This window comes from Corallococcus sp. AS-1-12, assembly GCF_020036995.1.
Lineage (GTDB): Bacteria > Myxococcota > Myxococcia > Myxococcales > Myxococcaceae > Corallococcus.
Genome location: NZ_JAIQDD010000004.1, coordinates 92,696 through 109,213, shown reverse-complemented (window position 1 = coordinate 109,213; position 16,518 = coordinate 92,696). Strand labels below are relative to the sequence as shown.

The 16,518-nt window shown below is 70.5% G+C and carries 16 protein-coding genes; 8 read left to right on the top strand and 8 right to left on the bottom strand.

What is annotated here, in order from left to right; translation table 11 throughout:
• Nucleotides 1–268 precede the first annotated feature (268 nt).
• From K8556_RS07715 to K8556_RS07695, 5 genes are all read left to right on the top strand, one after another.
• Nucleotides 269–3,325, top strand: coding sequence for a helicase-related protein (locus K8556_RS07715; RefSeq protein WP_223739378.1), 3,057 nt, complete (start codon nt 269–271; stop codon nt 3,323–3,325).
• 99 nt (nt 3,326–3,424) lie between these two features.
• The gene (locus K8556_RS07710) at nt 3,425–4,219 is read left to right on the top strand and encodes a TadE/TadG family type IV pilus assembly protein (RefSeq protein ID WP_223739377.1); all 795 of its coding nucleotides are present in this window, start codon (nt 3,425–3,427) and stop codon (nt 4,217–4,219) included.
• Nucleotides 4,198–5,736: a pilus assembly protein gene (locus tag K8556_RS07705; RefSeq protein ID WP_223739376.1), complete on the top strand. Its 1,539-nt coding sequence runs from the start codon at nt 4,198–4,200 to the stop codon at nt 5,734–5,736. Before K8556_RS07710 ends, K8556_RS07705 begins: the two co-directional genes overlap by 22 nt.
• Complete coding sequence (locus tag K8556_RS07700) at nt 5,736–6,716, top strand: TadE/TadG family type IV pilus assembly protein (RefSeq protein ID WP_223739375.1); 981 nt, start codon at nt 5,736–5,738, stop codon at nt 6,714–6,716. The genes K8556_RS07705 and K8556_RS07700 overlap by 1 nt, the downstream gene beginning before the upstream one ends.
• Nucleotides 6,713–7,429: a hypothetical protein gene (locus K8556_RS07695; protein WP_223739374.1), complete on the top strand. Its 717-nt coding sequence runs from the start codon at nt 6,713–6,715 to the stop codon at nt 7,427–7,429. Before K8556_RS07700 ends, K8556_RS07695 begins: the two co-directional genes overlap by 4 nt.
• Here K8556_RS07695 and K8556_RS07690 read toward each other — a convergent pair whose 3' ends face one another.
• Nucleotides 7,430–7,984, bottom strand: coding sequence for a hypothetical protein (locus K8556_RS07690; protein ID WP_171435580.1), 555 nt, complete (start codon nt 7,982–7,984; stop codon nt 7,430–7,432).
• Between the two features lie 2 nt (nt 7,985–7,986).
• On the bottom strand, nt 7,987–8,748 hold the full coding sequence (locus tag K8556_RS07685) for a hypothetical protein (protein ID WP_223739373.1): 762 nt from the start codon (nt 8,746–8,748) through the stop codon (nt 7,987–7,989).
• 107 nt (nt 8,749–8,855) lie between these two features.
• Between K8556_RS07685 and K8556_RS07680 the strand changes: the two genes are divergently transcribed.
• The gene (locus K8556_RS07680) at nt 8,856–9,578 is read left to right on the top strand and encodes a hypothetical protein (protein ID WP_223739372.1); all 723 of its coding nucleotides are present in this window, start codon (nt 8,856–8,858) and stop codon (nt 9,576–9,578) included.
• Here K8556_RS07680 and K8556_RS07675 read toward each other — a convergent pair.
• The 3 genes from K8556_RS07675 to K8556_RS07665 form a co-directional block, all read right to left on the bottom strand.
• Nucleotides 9,547–10,485 (bottom strand): hypothetical protein, encoded by a 939-nt coding sequence (locus tag K8556_RS07675; RefSeq protein ID WP_223739371.1) that lies wholly within the window; start codon nt 10,483–10,485, stop codon nt 9,547–9,549. The genes K8556_RS07680 and K8556_RS07675 overlap by 32 nt on opposite strands.
• 82 nt (nt 10,486–10,567) lie before the next feature.
• Nucleotides 10,568–10,960, bottom strand: coding sequence for a hypothetical protein (locus K8556_RS07670; RefSeq protein ID WP_223739370.1), 393 nt, complete (start codon nt 10,958–10,960; stop codon nt 10,568–10,570).
• Nucleotides 10,961–11,087: 127 nt separating this feature from the next.
• The gene (locus K8556_RS07665; protein WP_223739369.1) at nt 11,088–12,851 is read right to left on the bottom strand and encodes an ABC transporter ATP-binding protein; all 1,764 of its coding nucleotides are present in this window, start codon (nt 12,849–12,851) and stop codon (nt 11,088–11,090) included.
• Between the two features lie 158 nt (nt 12,852–13,009).
• Here K8556_RS07665 and K8556_RS07660 point away from each other — a divergent pair, with 158 nt between their 5' ends.
• Nucleotides 13,010–13,450: a hypothetical protein gene (locus K8556_RS07660; RefSeq protein WP_014393482.1), complete on the top strand. Its 441-nt coding sequence runs from the start codon at nt 13,010–13,012 to the stop codon at nt 13,448–13,450.
• 126 nt (nt 13,451–13,576) lie between these two features.
• Nucleotides 13,577–14,698, top strand: coding sequence for a molecular chaperone DnaJ (dnaJ, locus tag K8556_RS07655; RefSeq protein WP_223739368.1), 1,122 nt, complete (start codon nt 13,577–13,579; stop codon nt 14,696–14,698).
• Nucleotides 14,699–14,755: 57 nt separating this feature from the next.
• Here dnaJ and K8556_RS07650 read toward each other — a convergent pair whose 3' ends face one another.
• From K8556_RS07650 to K8556_RS07640, 3 genes are all read right to left on the bottom strand, one after another.
• A complete protein-coding gene (locus tag K8556_RS07650; protein ID WP_223739367.1) occupies nt 14,756–15,487 on the bottom strand; it encodes a hypothetical protein in 732 nt (243 codons plus the stop codon).
• 115 nt (nt 15,488–15,602) lie between these two features.
• Nucleotides 15,603–16,085 carry an SMI1/KNR4 family protein gene (locus K8556_RS07645; RefSeq protein ID WP_223739366.1) on the bottom strand — a complete coding sequence of 161 codons (483 nt, stop codon included), beginning with the start codon at nt 16,083–16,085 and terminating at the stop codon, nt 15,603–15,605.
• Nucleotides 16,075–16,515 (bottom strand): hypothetical protein, encoded by a 441-nt coding sequence (locus tag K8556_RS07640; protein ID WP_223739365.1) that lies wholly within the window; start codon nt 16,513–16,515, stop codon nt 16,075–16,077. Before K8556_RS07640 ends, K8556_RS07645 begins: the two co-directional genes overlap by 11 nt.
• Nucleotides 16,516–16,518 lie beyond the last annotated feature (3 nt).

Sequence of the window (16,518 nt, the reverse complement as noted above, 5' to 3'; positions counted from 1 at the left end):
CGACATCGCACTGTCGGGCAGGGTATCCTATAACCCTGTTTTTACCTGTTTGTCATGAAATCATGGACCCTACCCGCGAGGATGGGAAATTCCTGGCGGGCAGGACGCGGCGGGGCTGTCGGATGCTGGACGGTGCGCGGCGCTCCTTCCGGGAACTCGGGCCTGGAATCAAGGGGTTGGAAGGGATGGAGGTGCCTGCGAAATGGCCTTCCGGGCGCCGGGACGTTATGAGCGCCCCCCTCCTCGTCACCCGGGTGTTGCACGGCATATGGCGTCTCTCGTCGAAGGTCTGAAGGTCCGCTACCTCCCGCAGCCCGAATGGGGCGTGGGGCATCTGGTGTCGCTGCAGGAGCAGGGGGCCAAGGCCCTCATCGCCTTCCCGTCCCGCGAGGATGCGCCGGTGCTGGTGTCCACGCGCGGCGGTGCGCTGGTGCCCTACCCGTTGCCCAGGGGTGAGCCCATCCAGACGCCGAAGGGGCGCAAGGCCACCATCCTGGGCGAGGAGCCGGGCGCGCGCGGGCTGCGCCGCTACGTGGTGCGCTTCGAGGACACGGGCGAGGAGGACGAGCTGCCGGAGTCCGAGGTCCGCGCGCTGGCGCCGCGCTCCGACCTGTTGTCCACGCTGCGCGACGGGCGGGTGGGGGACGCGAAGGCGTTCATGCTGCGCAAGCAGGCGCTGGTGCTGGACGACGAGCGCCGGGGTGACGCGCTGGGCGCGCTGCTGGCCAGCCGGGTGATGGTGAAGCCGCACCAGGTGGGCGTGGTGCAGCGCGTGCTGTCCGCGCGCCGGCCGCGCTTCGTGCTGGCGGACGAAGTGGGCCTGGGCAAGACGATTGAAGCGGGCATGGTGTTCAGCGCGCTGCGGCTGGTGGGCCTGGCGCGGCGGTGCATCGTCGTGGCGCCCAGCCACCTCACGGTGCAGTGGCTGGTGGAGCTGTTCCACAAGTTCAACCAGCTCTTCACGCTGATGGACTCGGACCGCTACGAGCAGTCGCTGAAGGAGGCGCCGGACGTCTCCCCGTGGGCGCGCTTCCCGCTGGTGGTGACCAGCCTGGAGCTGCTCAGCCGCACCCGCGAGCACCGCGAGGAGGTGGCCGCCGAGGACGCCTTCTGGGACCTGGTCATCATCGACGAGGCGCACCACCTCAAGGGCGAGAAGGCCTTCGCCGCCGCGAAGGGGCTGGCCGCGAACTCGTGGGGCCTGCTCCTGCTCACCGCCACGCCCATGCAGTTGGACCCGGCGGAGTACCACGGCCTGCTCACCCTCATCGACGCGGCCACGGCGCCGTCCGTGAAGGGCTTCGAGGCGCGGCTCCAGCGCCAGGAGGAGCTGTCCGCCGCGGTGCGCGCGCTCATGGAGGGCCAGGGCGACGGCCAGGACGCGAAGGCCGCCGTGGCCGCGCTGGCGAAGCGCTTCCCGGAGGACGCGCGGCTCCAGACGCTGAAGGACAGGGAGGCGCTGCTCGCGCACCTGGCGGAGACGTACAGCCTGTCGGACCGGCTGGTGCGCAACCGGCGCGCGGTGGTGGGCGGCTTCTCCACGCGCAGGCTCCACCGGCACCCGGTGCGGCTCACGCCGGAGGAGCTGAAGGCGCGCGACGCGGCCCTGGCCACGCTGGCGAAGGGCACGCTCCGCGGCGCGCCGCTGGCCAACGTGCTGCGCCGGCTGGAGTCCAGCCCCGCGGCGTTCGCGGGCGCGGTGAGGTCCAACCCGGCGCTCAAGGGCGCGGACCTGAAGCTGACCGGCCGGGACGCGAAGCTGCTCGCGTTCGTGGACGTGCTGCGCGGCGTCTGGAAGGCGGAGCCGCGCGCCAAGGTGCTCGTGTTCACGGAGAGCCGCGACACGCTGGAGTCGCTCCAGTCGGAGCTGTCTCGCGAGGGCGTGGAGGCGCTGGGCTACCACGGCGACCTGCCGCTCGTGGAGCGCGACCGGCAGGTGGCGCGCTTCCGCGACCCGGAGGGGCCCCGCGTGCTCCTGTGCACGGAGGTGGGCGGCGAGGGCCGCAACTTCCAGTTCGCGCACCACCTGGTGCACTACGACCTGCCGTGGAGCCCCTCCACGGTGGAGCAGCGAATCGGCCGCCTGGACCGCATTGGCCAGACGCACCCGGTGGAGATCCACGTCTTCGACCCCGCGGGCACGCTCGCGTCGGACGTGCTGATGCTGCTGGCGGACGCCGTGGGCGTCTTCGGTGAGACGGTGGGCGGCCTGGACGCGGTGCTGGAGGAGGTGGAGGACCGCATCGCGGACCTGGCCCTGCTGCCCCGCGAGGCGCGCGTGGAGTACGCCGCGGAGCTGAAGGCCCGCGTGGAGGCGGCGCGCGAGCAGGTGAAGCGCGCGTATGACCCGCTGCTGGACGTGCGCAGCTTCGACAAGCCCGCCGTGGCCCGGCTGGTGGCGCGCGCGCAGGAGCGCATGGGCGAGGAGCCCGAGGAGGACTCCGACGAGGAGGCCGCGCCGCTGGAGGATGGGCTGTGGAGCGTGGCGCGCGACCTGGACGAGCGCCTGGAGGAGACCGTCACGGAGCTGGCGCGCCGCGTGGGCATTGGCGTGGACACCGACGAGCAGGTGGAGGCCTTCCAGGTGGCCTTCCAGTTCGGCCACGCGCTCAACGTCGAGGGCCTGCCCGGCATCGACGTGATGCAGGACCGCACCGTGCTGGGCACCTTCTGGCGCGACACCGCCGTGGAGGCGGAGGAGCTGGAGTACTTCGCCACCGGCCACCCGCTGGTGGAGGCGCTGTTCGGCTTCCTGAAGGACGGCCCCTACGGCCGCAGCGGCTTCCGCCACATCGAGAAGCGCGGCGTGAAGAAGCCCGCGCGCGGCCTGGAGCTGCTCTTCCACGTCCAGCTCCCGGAGCCCCAGGACACCTCGCCCGGCGCGCGCGTGCCCAGCCGCCAACTGGCGCGCTTCCTCGCCCGCACCCTGCTGCCCGTCGCCGTGGTGGACGGCCCGCAGGGCCCCGTGGCCGACCCCTCCGTGCTCGCCGCCCTGGAGTCGGAGGGCAAGGCCCTGAAGGGGGACGAGGTCCACCAGGCCTTCCCCGGCTTCGGCGCCTTCGTGGACGCCGCGCTGCCCGTGGCCCTGGCCGCCGCCGAGGCGGAGCTCGGCCGGTCCGCGAAGAAGGCCCGGGCCGCCATCGAGGCGGAGCGGGACGCGGCCGCCGCCCGCCTGCGCCTGTCCCTCTCCCACCAGGGCCTGCCCCCGGAAGCGGTGGACGCCCAGGTTGACGCGGAGCGCCATCACTACGAGCGCCTGCTCCAGGCGCTCGCGGGGGCGAAGGTGGTGCTGGACGCGGCCTGCGGGTTCACCCTCAATCGCTGAGTAAACAGTTGTGTCACAATGGAATCGTCACGGCCGGCGTTCCGGCCATTTGACCGATTCCCCAATCATCGAGAATCTAGGAGGAAGGCAGCCTCCCCCATGGCCCTTCCCCCTTCCCTCCGTCGGCAGCACCAGTCCGGTCAGGCCGCCGTGGAGGCGGCGCTGTGCATGCCGCTCGTGGTGTTCATGGTGCTGGGCACGCTGCAGCTCTTCATGCTGCTGCAGGGCCGCATCCTGGCGCAGGTGGCGGTGTACCGCGCGGTGCGCGCGGGCAGCTTGAACCACGGAAGCTGCGAGGCGATGACGCACGCGGCCCTGGTGACGATGCTGCCCACGGTGGAGCACACGCGCACACCCGCGCAGTTGGCCAACGCCTTCGACGCGCGCAAGCGCAACTTCCTGCGCGTGCGCGGCTCCAAGGGGACGCTCTTCACCGAGGGGCCCATGGTCGAAATCGTCCGCGAGTCCCCGAGCGTCGCGTGGGTGCGCGGCCATGGGGAGGAGGACCTGCTCTTCGACGTGCCCACGGACGACGCGGCGCTGATGCGCCAGCGCACGCTCGAGATCCGCATGGTGGCCTGGTACTACATGCGCATCCCGTTCGCGGACTGGGTGATGAGCCGCATGTTCCTGGCCCAGTTCCACCTCAAGAACTACACGGACGCGAACCCGCTCAACCCGGCGCAGAAGAAGTCGGACTGGTGGGCGGACACGGACGTGGAGCTGGGGCCGGATGACTGGCCCGGCGGCGACCTGGGGGACCGGATGGTGCGCTGGAACGCGCAGGGGCACTACCTGTTCCCCATCCAGGTGCACGCGGCCATGCGGATGATGACGCCCGTGAAGGCGGCGAACTTCCAGGGAGGTGCCGGATGCAGCCTGCACGGCTTCTGAGGCACGGACGCGGCCAGGCGCTGGTGCTGTTCTCGCTGACGCTCCTGCTGCTGACGTTGATGGTGCTGGGGACGCTGGGCTTCGGCATGCGCGCCAAGGAGCGCGTCGAAATCCAGATGGCGGCGGACGCGGCGGCCTACAGCCAGGCGGTGTCCACGGCGCGCACGTTCAACGCCATCGCGGTGATGAACCGCGCCCAGATTGCCCACATGGTGGCCATGGCGGGCACGCAGTCGATGATCAGCTACGGCAGCCAGCACTACGCCGCGCGGCAGGCGTCCCCTTGCGCCATGCCGTCCACCGTCTGGTCCGGCCTGGACGAGGCGGCGGCCACGCAGGTGGCGCAGTTGCAGGGGCGCGCGAGCACCATGTTCCGCGCGGAGCTGGCCATGTACAACACGCTGGTGGGCACGCACCTGGCGGGCCAGAAGCTCACGAAGCACATCGCCCGGGAGATCAACGGCGAGCTGGAGGCCCCGCCCGCGGGCGCCAACAAGTCGCTGGCGGAGGTGTCGGGCGGGTCGTCCACCGGCACCAGCTTCGAGCAGTTCCAGGAGCAGGAGCGCACCGGCGGCGTGCCGGACAGCTCCGGCGCGGTGGCGCTCGCCGGAGGGCAGAGCACCGTCAACCTGAACGCCACCATGGGCAGCCTGGGCTGGACGTGGGTGCACAACCGGGCGTCCGGCAGCGCGGGCTTCGGCTCGGGCGCCGCGGCGCACAACCCCGGCTTCAAGCGCTACGGCAGCGCCTCCTCGATGGACTCCTCCACGTACGAGACCATCTCCGGCCGCAACTCGTGGGCGCACGACCACGGGCGCGCGGTGGTGGTCACCTGCCCGGACGGCACCGTCGTCCCCGGCGCCGCGACGGACGCGTGGGTGATGTCCGACGAGCTCCAGTCCAAGCAGGACCAGCACGTCTACGGCGCGGGCAAGCCGCCCCCGGGGCAGGGCGCGGAGAACAACACCACCGTGGACGAGCGCCACACGCTGGGCGCCTGCAACGTGTGCCCCGGCATCTGGCCGCACGCGGTGGGCTTCAACGCGGGGCACCTGAACGGCGCCCGCCCGGATGAGAACGACTTCGGCCAGCCCAAGCTGTACGCCATGCTCCACCGCGACTACGCCAGCGCGTCGCGCCGGGCGAAGCCGGACCCGTGGAACCTGCTGTTCACCTTCAAGTTCGCGAACCAGGAGACGGAGTTCGACAACGCCGCGCCGCTGGGGCGCATCCAGCCCACCGGCCTGGAGGACGTGCAGCGCAACCAGGTGGCCCTGTCCGCGGGGCTCGCCTACTACCACCGGCCCCGGCCGGCGGCGGCGGGCGGCGGCTGGGAGGAGCCCCCCAACTTCCTCAACCCCTTCTGGCGCGCCACGCTGGTGAGCACCGAGGGCGCCCGCGACGACAAGCCCGCGCGCAGCCTGCAGCAGGCGGGCTTCACCGAGCACGCGGACGCGCTGCGCCGGCTGGACGCCGCGGGCTACCGGGGCGGCAGCAAGACGGGCGGGCGGTACTGATGGACGCGAGGGCTTCCAGGTCGCGCCGCGGACAGGCGCTCGTCGAGACGGCGCTGGGGTCGCTGGTGTTCGTCACCGTGCTGATGTTCGGCATCTACTTCGCGGAGGTGAGCGCGCTGACGCTCAAGGTGCAGGAGGCCGCCAACTTCGCGCTGTGGGAGGCCACCGGGCACGTGATGCACAACCCACAGAACGGCGTCTTCCAGCGCTCCCACGCCGAAGCGCTGGCGTCCGCGGAGGCCGCCGGGCGCTACCAGGACTTCGACGGGCGCGCGGGCCGCACCAGCGGCGCCATGACGTTCCAACTGGCCCTGGCGCGCGCCACGCGCATCCAGGTGGACTGCGAGCCGACGCGGCCCGCGGGCAGCGACATCCAAATCCTGGGCACCCGCCCACAGGACGCGGATCCGGTCACGACGGCGCTGAGCCAGGCCATGGACGTGCAGTCGGACGGCATCTCGTGCACCGCCTCCACCCGGATGCGCGCGGAGCGGCTGGGCACGTTCATGGAGCCGGAGTTCTTCAAGGTGTCGCACCGGCGCGCCACCGACCCGTTCGTGGTGTGCGCGGCGGGGCGCGCGTCCAACGGGCGCTGCACCCGGCGCTTCTTCATGCTGCTGGACGACTGGGGCCTGTCCACCGTGGCGCAGGGCCAGGAGTGCCCGCTCCAGATCGACAGCGGCGGCGCCTGCGGGAACCTGGACTACTACAACTGGGCGCAGCGCGTGTACCGCGAGAACGGCGGCGGCGGGAACGCGGGCAGCGCGCTGATGGCCGGCGTGGGCGCGGAGGGCGGCGTGAACGAGGACCAGTTCTTCATGAGCTTCCGCGGCCAGGAGAGCCACTACGAGCAGAGCATCGGCGGCTCGCACGCGGGCAACCAGACCGTCTGGGAGACGACGCCCTTCAAGGCCACCAACATCAGCCCCAAGTACGACGTCCACCGCGAGGGCAAGTGGCTGGGAGGCGTGCCGCATTGAGCCGGGCCGGGCGCGTGGCGGGCGCGTCGCTCTGCCTGATGCTGGGCCTGTCCGCCCGGGCCCATGCGTCCCCCGACGCGGGCGTGCCGGACGCGGGCGCACCGGCCGGGCCGCGCTTCGCGTGGCCCCAGCTCCAGGTGCTCGCCCACGTGGAGTCCAGCGACATCGTGGAGGCGGGGGGCATCCCGGTGGCGCTGCGCGCGGTGCACGTGAAGGAGAACATCCGCGACCTGGTGCAGCGCTTCGCGGACGCGTTCCGCGACGGCGGCCTCTACGTGCCGCCCGGCAAGGAGCAGGCGCAGTACGCGAACAACGCCGCCATGCTCACCGCGTTGGACCCGAAGCGGCGCATCACCTACACCGTGGTGATGATGCCGCAGCCGGACGGCACCACCACGCTCTACCTGGGCGAGGCCAACCACGCGCTGGCGCGTCCACAGGACGCATCCGGGGACTTCGCGCCGCTGCCGCCACAGGCGAGCGGCGTGCTGCGCGTCAACGCGGAGGGGTCGCGCACGCTCACCTTCCAGGCGCCGCTCACGGGGCCGCAGGTGGAGGCCTTCTACGAAGCCGCCCTGACGAAGGCCGGGTGGAAGCGCGGCGACGAGCCCGGCGTGTACTCGCGGCCCGGCGCGGAGCTGCGGCTCACGCACCAGCCCTCCAAGGACGGCCAGCGCGACGTGGTGCTCATCCAGCAGCAGCGCGCGCGCTGATCAGGCGCGCAGCTTCTCGCGCAGCGCCTTGGCGCGGCCCTGCATGTCGGGGTCCAGGCCGGTGAGCTCGATGGACTTCAGCCGCTGGTCCAGGCTCTTGGGCAGCTTCTTCTGGAGCGTGCCCGCCTCCTGGAGCGCCTCCAGCTTCGCCAGCGCCTTGTCCACGATGCGCTCGCGCGGGTGGTCCAGGAGGCTGTCGAGGAAGTACGCGTCCTCGGGCATGTCCGGATACTTCTCCAGGTAGTCCACCACGCCCTTCACCCAGTCCGCGCGCGTCTCCGACTCCTGCACCTTGCGCAGCGCGTCCTTCTGGGCCTTGCGCTTGCCCTCGGGGTCGAACGTCTTGGCCAGCCCTTCGGGCAGCTCGCCGCCGGTGAAGAGGGCGTCCGCGGCCGTCTTGTATTTCTGGTAGCTGGCGCTGCGCTCCAGCTTCTGCTGCGCCGGGTCGTCCTGGCGCGAGTGGTACTTGCTCTTGCCGCGCTGCGCGTCCAGCTCGCGGTAGGACTTGTTGCGCTTGCCGGTGAAGCCACCACCGTCGTTGTCGTCTCGGGCCATCTTCATCTCCCCTTGCGGGCGCGCCACAGCGCCGCCAGTCCCCGCCGGACGAGGGTGCGCACCTGCGCCAGCTCCTCGGGAGCGAGGGGGTGCTCCTCGTCCTGCTCCGCCTCGAACAGCGCTTCCTTCACGTATTCCTGGAGGGCGTCCGGCGCGGGCGGCGCGTCCGGTTCCCTGTCCAGGGCCCTGGCATCCACGGCCGAGAGCCCCGGTGGCCAGCCCAGCTCCAGCATGGCGTGCAGCTCGAAGAGCAGGTGGCGGGCGACCCCGTAACCTTCGTCCGTGAGGCCAGCGGCGTCAAGCGCACCCAGCAGGCTGTCCTGCCGGTTCTCGTACGCATGCATCAGCCGCGTGCGCGCCTTGTCGTCGTCCTCCAGGTAACGCCAGGCGGCCTCCACGAATTCGCCGGAGGGCTCGTGCGGATGGAAGGGCGCGGGCGCCTGCAGCCGCTCCTTCTTCGGGCGCGGCGGGCGGGGGCCGTCCTCCAGCCGCACCGCCTTCCCCTCCAGCACCACGTCCCAGAGGCCCAGCAGGTTCTGGTACAGGCGGCGCGCCAGCTCCGCGTCCGGGAAGCGGGGCTCCCCGTCGAAGAGGGTGGGAATCACCTGGCTGGCATCGGCGCCTTCCGCGCGCGCCTCGCGCATGCGCTCGAGCACGCCGGCGGTGTCGCAGGGACTGCCAGCCAGCTCCAGCAGTCCGTCGAGCGTCTGTGCACCCTCGAACTGGCGGACGAAGTCGGGGGCTCGGTTCTTGGAACGGCTCATCGTGGAATGGACGGTAGGCACAAGGCGGGCATCCGCGCACGGGGCAATCACGCCGGGGAAGGGCGCGGCTTCCGTTTCGGGCGCCGCGCCCCTACTGTGCGGCAGTCATGGCCGTGGAAACCTCGTCCGACCCCTTGAAGTCCGCGATGCAGGAGCTCTACCGCGCTCGCGCGGTGGAAGGCCCGCTGGGGGAGAACGGCCTGCGCACCGTCTGGCACCTGTCTCCCCAGGGCGCGGAGTTGATGTCCCTGGTGGACGAGGACGGCCGGGTGCGCCGCCAGGAGCTCACGCTGCTGGATGAACACTGCATCTGGGCCAGCGGCCAGGGCGTGCGCACCGGCCGGGTGGAGGCGGGCGAGGCGCGGCCCGTGTCCACGGAGGTGCGCGCGGACCCGGAGCTGGTGCCGCAGCGCCTGGTCCGCGCCGCGCAGGCGCTCGCCACCTACGAGGGCCAGGACCGTTACATCCTGCACATGCAGCGCGTGCTGGCGCTGGCGCGCGAGGGGCTGGAGATGTCCAGCGTCACGTCGCCAGGGCCCCTGTCCCCGGGCCGCGACCCCGGCGCGCGGGAGACCGTCGCCACGCGGACCGTGACCTTCACGCCGGTGGCGCCGCCCGCGCGCGAGGACGGCCCCGCCGCCGCTTCAACGCCCGCGCCCCAGGTGGCCCCGGAGCCGGAGCCCGTGCTGCTGCGGTACGGTGAGCCGCTGCCCAACGAGGTCCTGCCCCCGGTGGTGCGCAAGTCGGAGGGGCTGGTGATGGTGGCCGTCTTCGGCGTCGCCGTCGTGGTGGGGCTCCTCATGCTGTTCTTGCTGCTGCGGGGAAGCTGAGCCGCAGGGGCGAGCGCTCGCCCATCAGGTGCGTCACGTCCGCGTCGGTGGGGACCGGGCCGGACGTCCTGCGGCCGGTGGTGACGCGCTCCGGGCCCAGCGTGGTGTGCAGCGGGTGCGCGTCCAGCACCAGCAGGACGGCCACCGCGGCGGTGAGCACCAGGCCGCCCACCCAGTCCAGCGCGCGCGCCCGCCGGGCCTCCGCCGCGCGGTACGTCATCAGCCAGGCGAAGCCCAGCACCAGCAGGCAGGAGAAGCAGCTCCAGCGCACCGTGCGCAGCCGCGCCGCCTGCGCCATGCCCTCCGCCATCAGGTCCGGGCGGAGCGCGCCGGGGGCCCGCGACAGGCGCGACAGCAGCGTGAAGAGCTGGTGCGCCTCCAGCGTGCCCACCACCGCCATGCCCGCCAGCGCCGCGGACACCAGGCTGCCCAGGAGCAGGCTGCGGCGCGTGTGGTCCTTCACCGCCCGCGACGTGTTGAGGCGCGCCACGCCCAGCGCCACCGACAGCGCGCCCAGCAGCACCGCGCTCGTCCAGGCGCCCAGCAGCCGGGGGGCCATCGCCTTGCCCAGCCCCGCCGTCAGCGCGAGGCCCGCGTCCGTGGCCGAGGCGGACACCATGGGCAGCGCCGCCTGCATCCGCTCCAGCGACACCTCCGTGCCCAGCAGCCCCAGCGTCCACGGCACCGTCGCCATGCCCACCATCACCGCCAGCGGCACCGCGCGGCCCAGCAGCGTGGAGCCCGCCGCCAGCATGAGCAGCGGCACCTCCACCAGCAGCGCCAGCCCCAGCAGGAGGGAGAAGCCCCCCGCGGAGCTCACCACGCTCACCAGCGTGGCGGGACTGCCCAGGAGCACCGGCAGCGTGCCCCCCAGCACGCACACCGTGGCGGGGACGGCGAACGCCACGACGAACAGCCCGGGCGCGACGTGAGGTCTGACTGGAACAAGCATTTCCAGTGAGGATAGGGGGTCCGTGATTCCTTGTAATTCAGACGGGGGGACGCCCCACGAGCCAGTACACGACAGAGCAGACGGCGCCGGCCAGGGGCGCCAGCACGATGCTCCAGAGCAGCGTCTGTCCGCAGTCCGCGCCCTCGCAGCCGATGCGCCCGTAGGCGAGCACGCCGCCCGCGAGCATGGGCACGTGCATGCCGGCGATGAACAGCCCCAGGCCGCGCAGCACGAGCCCCCGGTACCAGGGCCGCGTCCACAGCCGGAAGACGAACGGGACGAGCACCAGAGTGCCGGTGAACGCGGCGGCCAGCGCGAAGTGCCGGGCGGCCACCGCGACGCACGCGCCCGCGGCCAGCAGCAGGGCGGGCACCAGCAGGAGCGCGTTGAGCGACAGGGGCTCTCGTTCGCGGGGCGGCGTCGGAGGCATGGACCGGGGCGGAAGGCTCGCAGGGCGTGCCCGGTCGCGCAAGCTCGGCGGTGGCGTGGGACGGATGGGCACGGGGGCCCATGAACACCCCTTCGGAAGCGAAGGCCATGGCCCCGCGGGGCGGCGTTCAGGCGGCGACGGCGCCCTCGCCCAACAGGCGCGCGTAGCGGCCCCGCAGCGCGAGCAACTGCTCGTGCGTGCCTGCCTCCACCACCTGTCCGCCCTCCACCACGGCGATGAGGTCCGCGTCGCGCACGGTGCTGAGCCGGTGCGCGATGACCAGCACCGTGCGGCCCTTCATCAGCGCCTGGAGCCCCGCGCCCACCGCCGCCTCGCTGGTGGCGTCCAGGGCGCTCGTGGGCTCATCCAGCAGCAGCAGGGACGGGCGGCGCAGGAAGGCGCGCGCCAGGGCCAGCCGCTGCCGTTGTCCGCCGGACAGGCGGCTGCCCCGCTCGCCCACGGGCTCATCCAGGCCGCCGGGCAGCGCCCGCACGAAGTCCTCCGCGTGCGCCAGCCGCAGCGCCTCCCACAGCGCGTCGTCCGGCGCGTCCGGCTGGCCCAGGCGCAGGTTGTGGCGCACGGTGCCGGAGAAGAGGACCGGCTCCTGCGGCACCCACGCGAGCTGCGCGCGCACGCTGGACGCCTTGAGCGAGGACAGCGGCAGGCCGTCCCACTTCACCTCGCCGCCGCTCGGCGGCAGGAAGCCCAGCAGCACGGAGAACAGCGTCGTCTTGCCCGCGCCGGACGGGCCCACCAGCGCCACGCGCGCGCCCGCGGGAATCGTCAGGTCCACGCCCTTGAGGGCCTCGCGTCCGTCCGAATAGGTGGCGCGCACGCCGGACAGCTCCAGGGCGCGCGACAGGGGCGGCGCCTCCGCGCCCACGTCCGGCGGCACCGGCGAGTCCGCGAGCGCGAACAGGCGCTCCGCCGCCGCCAGCCCCGTGAGCACCTGGGACAGCGTGCCGCTCAGCGACTTCACCGGCTGGTAGAGCAGCAGGGCCGCCGCCATGAACGACAGCAGCCGGCCGGCCAGCGTCGGGTCCATGGACACCGCGCGGGCGCCCCACGCCACCGCCGCCGCCACGCCGACGATGCCCAAGAGCTCCACCGTGGGGCTGAAGGCGCCGCGGATGAAGAGCGAGCGGCGCATCTCCGCCAGGTAGGCCTCGGCCTCCGCGTCGAACGACTCCAGCGCGCGGGGCACCGTGCCGTAGGCCTGCACCACGGGGAGGTTCTGCAACTGCTCGGCGGTGATGGCGCTGAGCGCGCCCAGGTTCGCCTGCGAGCGGGTGGCCACCTTCTTGAGCGACCGCGCGAAGCGGCTCACCGGCACCACCGTCACGGGCACGACGACGAACGTGAAGAGAAAGAGTTTCGCGTCGATGAGGAAGCAGGTCGCCAGCAGTGCGCAAATCTGCAGCCCATCCCTCACGTACGATGACAGCGCCTGGGTGACGGAGAACTCCACCAGGGGTACGTCCGAGGTGAACCGGGAGACAAGTTCTCCCGAGTGGCGCTGCTCGAAGAACGCCGGTGGCTGGGCGAGCAGCCGGCCGTAGAGAAAGCCCCTCAGGTCGGCCATCACCCGCTGGCCCAACCGCTGCATCAGGCCGCCCTGGAGGAACTGGGCGGTGGCCTTCACCAGCGCCACGGCGACCACCAGCAGGGGCAGCCGGGACAGCAGGGCCTCCGGCGCCAGGGTCATCCCCGCGACGGTGACGGGGGCGCCGGTGAGGACGGCGCGCAGCAGGGGCCCGACGATCCACGCGTACGCGGCCGTGGCGGCCGCGGCGGTGAGCGAGGCCAGCGTGCCCGCCAGGAGCAACCGGCGGTACGGGCGCAGGTAGCCCAGGAGCCGGCGATAGACGTGCGCGGAGGGACGGGGTGCCACGGAGGGGGCGCACTCTGTCACCGAGGCGACGGTGCCGTCCAAGCCAAAGGGGAGTGGGAAGCGCGCGTGCATGGCCGCCCGCCCCACGGCCGGTCAGGGAGCGCTCGCGCCCGCCTGCGTTGCCGCATCCCACACACGCGGACAGCTTGAGATGCGCCATGGAAACCAACTCCGAGAAAGAAGTCCTGTTCAATCCCGGCTGCGAGTCCGTCGTGGATGATGAAGAGCGCCGCCGTCTGCTCTGGCTGATGGCCGAGTACTTCCGCACCATCGGCTACTCGGACATCAAGGCCCGGCTCCCTGGCTTCATGCCGCCGCCCGTGCTCTCCGGCACCATTGAAGACCACCGGCCGGACTTCACCTGCCGCCAGTCCGACTCCGCCCGCACGCCCATCATCCTGGAGATCGTCACCCCGGGCATGGTGGATGATCCGACCGCGGAGAACCGCTGGAGCCTGCTGGCGAGCGCCGCGAAGCTCTACAACGCGGAGCTGCACTTCGTGGTCCCCAAGTGGTCCATGAACGGCCCCGTGGACCCGGCCCTCAAGCGCCGCCTCGCTCGCATGGAGCTGACGGTCAACCGCGTCTGGACCGTGTAGCGCACGACCCCTGCTTCACGAAGGGTTGGACCCGGGCCTGGATTGCTGGCGTGTTTCGCTGCGTTATAGTGACTCCGATTCTCTACGCAGCTTGAAAACGCCAGCAAATTCCAGGGGTTCGATTCAATGGCAGGGGCCGCAGGGCAGAAGCGCGACTACTACGAGGTCCTGGGCGTCCAGAAGAATGTCTCGGCGCAGGACCTGAAAAGCGCGTTCCGGAAGGTCGCGTTGCAGTACCACCCGGACCGCAACCCCGGGAACCACGAGGCCGAGGAGAAGTTCAAGGAGGCCTCGGAGGCCTACGAGGTCCTGAGCGATCCAGACCGGCGCACGAAGTACGACCGCTTCGGACACGCGGGCAACCCCTTCGGGGACGCGGGCGGCGGCTTCCAGGGCGTCAACATCAACGACATCTTCGGGGAGATCTTCGGCGACATCTTCGGGGGTGGCGGCGGGCGTGGCCGGCAGCGTCAGAGCCGGGGCGCGGACCTGCGCTACAACCTGGAGATCAGCTTCGAGGAGGCGGCGTTCGGCTGCCGCCCGAAGGTGACCATCCCCCGTCCGAAGAAGTGCGAGACCTGCTCCGGCTCCGGCAGCAAGAGCGGCGCGGCGCCCCGGCAGTGCGCGGCGTGCGGCGGCAGCGGGGAGCTGCGCTACTCGCAGGGCTTCTTCGCGGTGTCCCGGCCGTGCGGTGACTGCGGCGGCTCGGGGGCCACCATCCCGGATCCATGCGCGAAGTGCCGGGGCTCCGGCAAGACGCCGTCGGAAGAGGTCATCGAGGTCGCCATCCCGGGCGGCGTGGACAACGGCACGCGCGTGCGGCTGGGCGGCATGGGCGAGCCAGGGGACCGGGGCGCGCCCGCGGGCGACCTGTACGTGACGGTCATCGTGCGCGAGCACCCGCTGTTCCAGCGCGAGGAGTACGAGGTCTTCTGCGAGGTGCCGGTGTCCTTCACGCAGGCGGCGCTGGGCGCGAAGATCGACGTGCCCACGCTGGACGGCAAGGTGAAGATGACCATCCCGGCCGGCACGCAGTCCGGCAAGGTGTTCCGCCTGCGCGGCAAGGGCATCCCGCACCTGCACAGCCAGCAGCGCGGGGATCAGCACGTGCGCGTCATCATCGAAACGCCCACGGAGCTGTCCTCCAAGCAGCGCGAGCTGCTGGAGCGCTTCGCGGAGGTGTCCGGCGAGGAGACCCATCCCCAGTCGAAGACCTTCTTCGACAAGGTGAAGGAGCTCTTCGGCTGATTCACCTGGGGCTCTTTCCTTCGCAGGGAGAAGGAAAGAGCCATCCATGGTGGCGAGTCACCCCACTGGGACGACGACGACACGAACAGGCATTATTGACGCGGTACGCTCCAAATCCCGGATGAAGCCCGCAACATTGGGAATCCGGTGGTCTGGGTCGTAAACGAAGCAGACCAGTGTCTTGCAGTCAGGGTGTGCTTGATAGCGGGCGATGTCCGCAATGAGTTCGTCGTTCAGGTCCCTGATGCTCAGGTTTTGACGAGTCTTTTTGACTTCGATGACGATCTGCTCCTCTTTGAGGAGGAAATCGAAGCGTGGCCGACCTCCGGCGTGGCTTGGCCCGGTTTCTTCATCACGCACATCAGAGAAAGACACGAGTAGTAACGCGTGAAGGAGATCCTGAACGTCGTACTCATCTGTGATGTTAAGCGTCGGCCGGTCATCATGACGTTGCCGCAGTCGAAGGGCGACTCGATGAAATCTCTGGAGAATGACTTCTAGCTTTTCGAGCGCAGGCGCTTCGACAGGTACGGATGACCGCAGGCTTCGGGCTGCCGATCGGTCTAGGTATTGGACTGCCTCTGCAAGTAGCAGATTCTTCGTGTGTACCTCTTCTCGTCTTTGCTCGGCGAGTTCGTATTCCTCCATGTAGATGATGTTGAAAAATTGCCCGGCGCTCATGGTTCTTTCGACCCAGTCGGAAGCTTCGCCAAAGGCATCTACAAGTGCTGATTTTAAAGTGGCTTTGAACGCAGAGAGTTCTGCTGCGGAGATTGGTGTGGAAGCCATTCTTCTTCCACGGTCCATTAGAGAGCGAAGGTGTGCTGCCCCCTCTGAAGGGGGTAGTGTGGGAGACTGTTGTGTGAGTTCTGGCATGTTGGATTCTGATATGATGGCTACATTCTTATGGGGCATTAAGCCAGAACCAGTCCCCATTGCTTCGAAGTGCTTCCGCTAGAAAGCGTGAGAAGCTTGGTGCGATCTCCGGGCAATACTCCGGATCGGGGAACATCTCGCGATAGCCGTCCCGGATCGAGTAGCGATCTTCCTGTGACGCGCTGACATCCAGGATGATGCAGTTGCCGTCCTTGACCGCGCAGATGGACCACCAGTGAGCGGGTCCTCTGTCGTCGGTGTCCTTCCCGCGAATCGCGACACGCGCGCGGACGATTTGCGCGAGCGGATGGAAACGAAACGGGGGATCGATCCGGTCGAAGAGATCCGCTCCGTCACAATGCAGGTAGAACGCACGCAGGTCCGGATCCAACCTCCATCCCACCCGCTGCTCGAAGGCTTCGATCTGCTCGGCCGTAGCGGGCGGATTCGGAAAATGCCGCTGGGAAATCTCCAGCAGCATCGCGCGCATCGGCTCCGGTTCATTCGCCATAGGGATAATCGACTCCCACGCCATTCCATGGCGGTGCTCCGGCATAGCACTGGCCATAGGAGTCCGTGACGTACTGGTGGAGGTCCTGAGGCAACGGAATCACGTTGTCCCAATCGACAGGGTCGCCACCATGACCCAGGTCGAAGACGTGGTGCCCTTGCCAGGGTGTGCCGCCCGCGTCGCTCGGCCATGCCCCCATGCGCTTCGTCCATTCACGACGGAAGGTGTCGCGGATGTTGTTCCAGCGACTGCGGTTCGCTCGCGTCGCGGCTGGCGCAATGGGTGTGTAGTTGCAGCAGCAGTGCGTCACGCCGTACCGGCTGCCCGCGTGGACGACAGGGCCTTCGAAGTCCATCTTGATGTCCGCCAGCCAGATGCATCCCATGACCACGTTGCCCGTCGCCGCGCACTTGCTCTCGCAGGAGCGCATGAA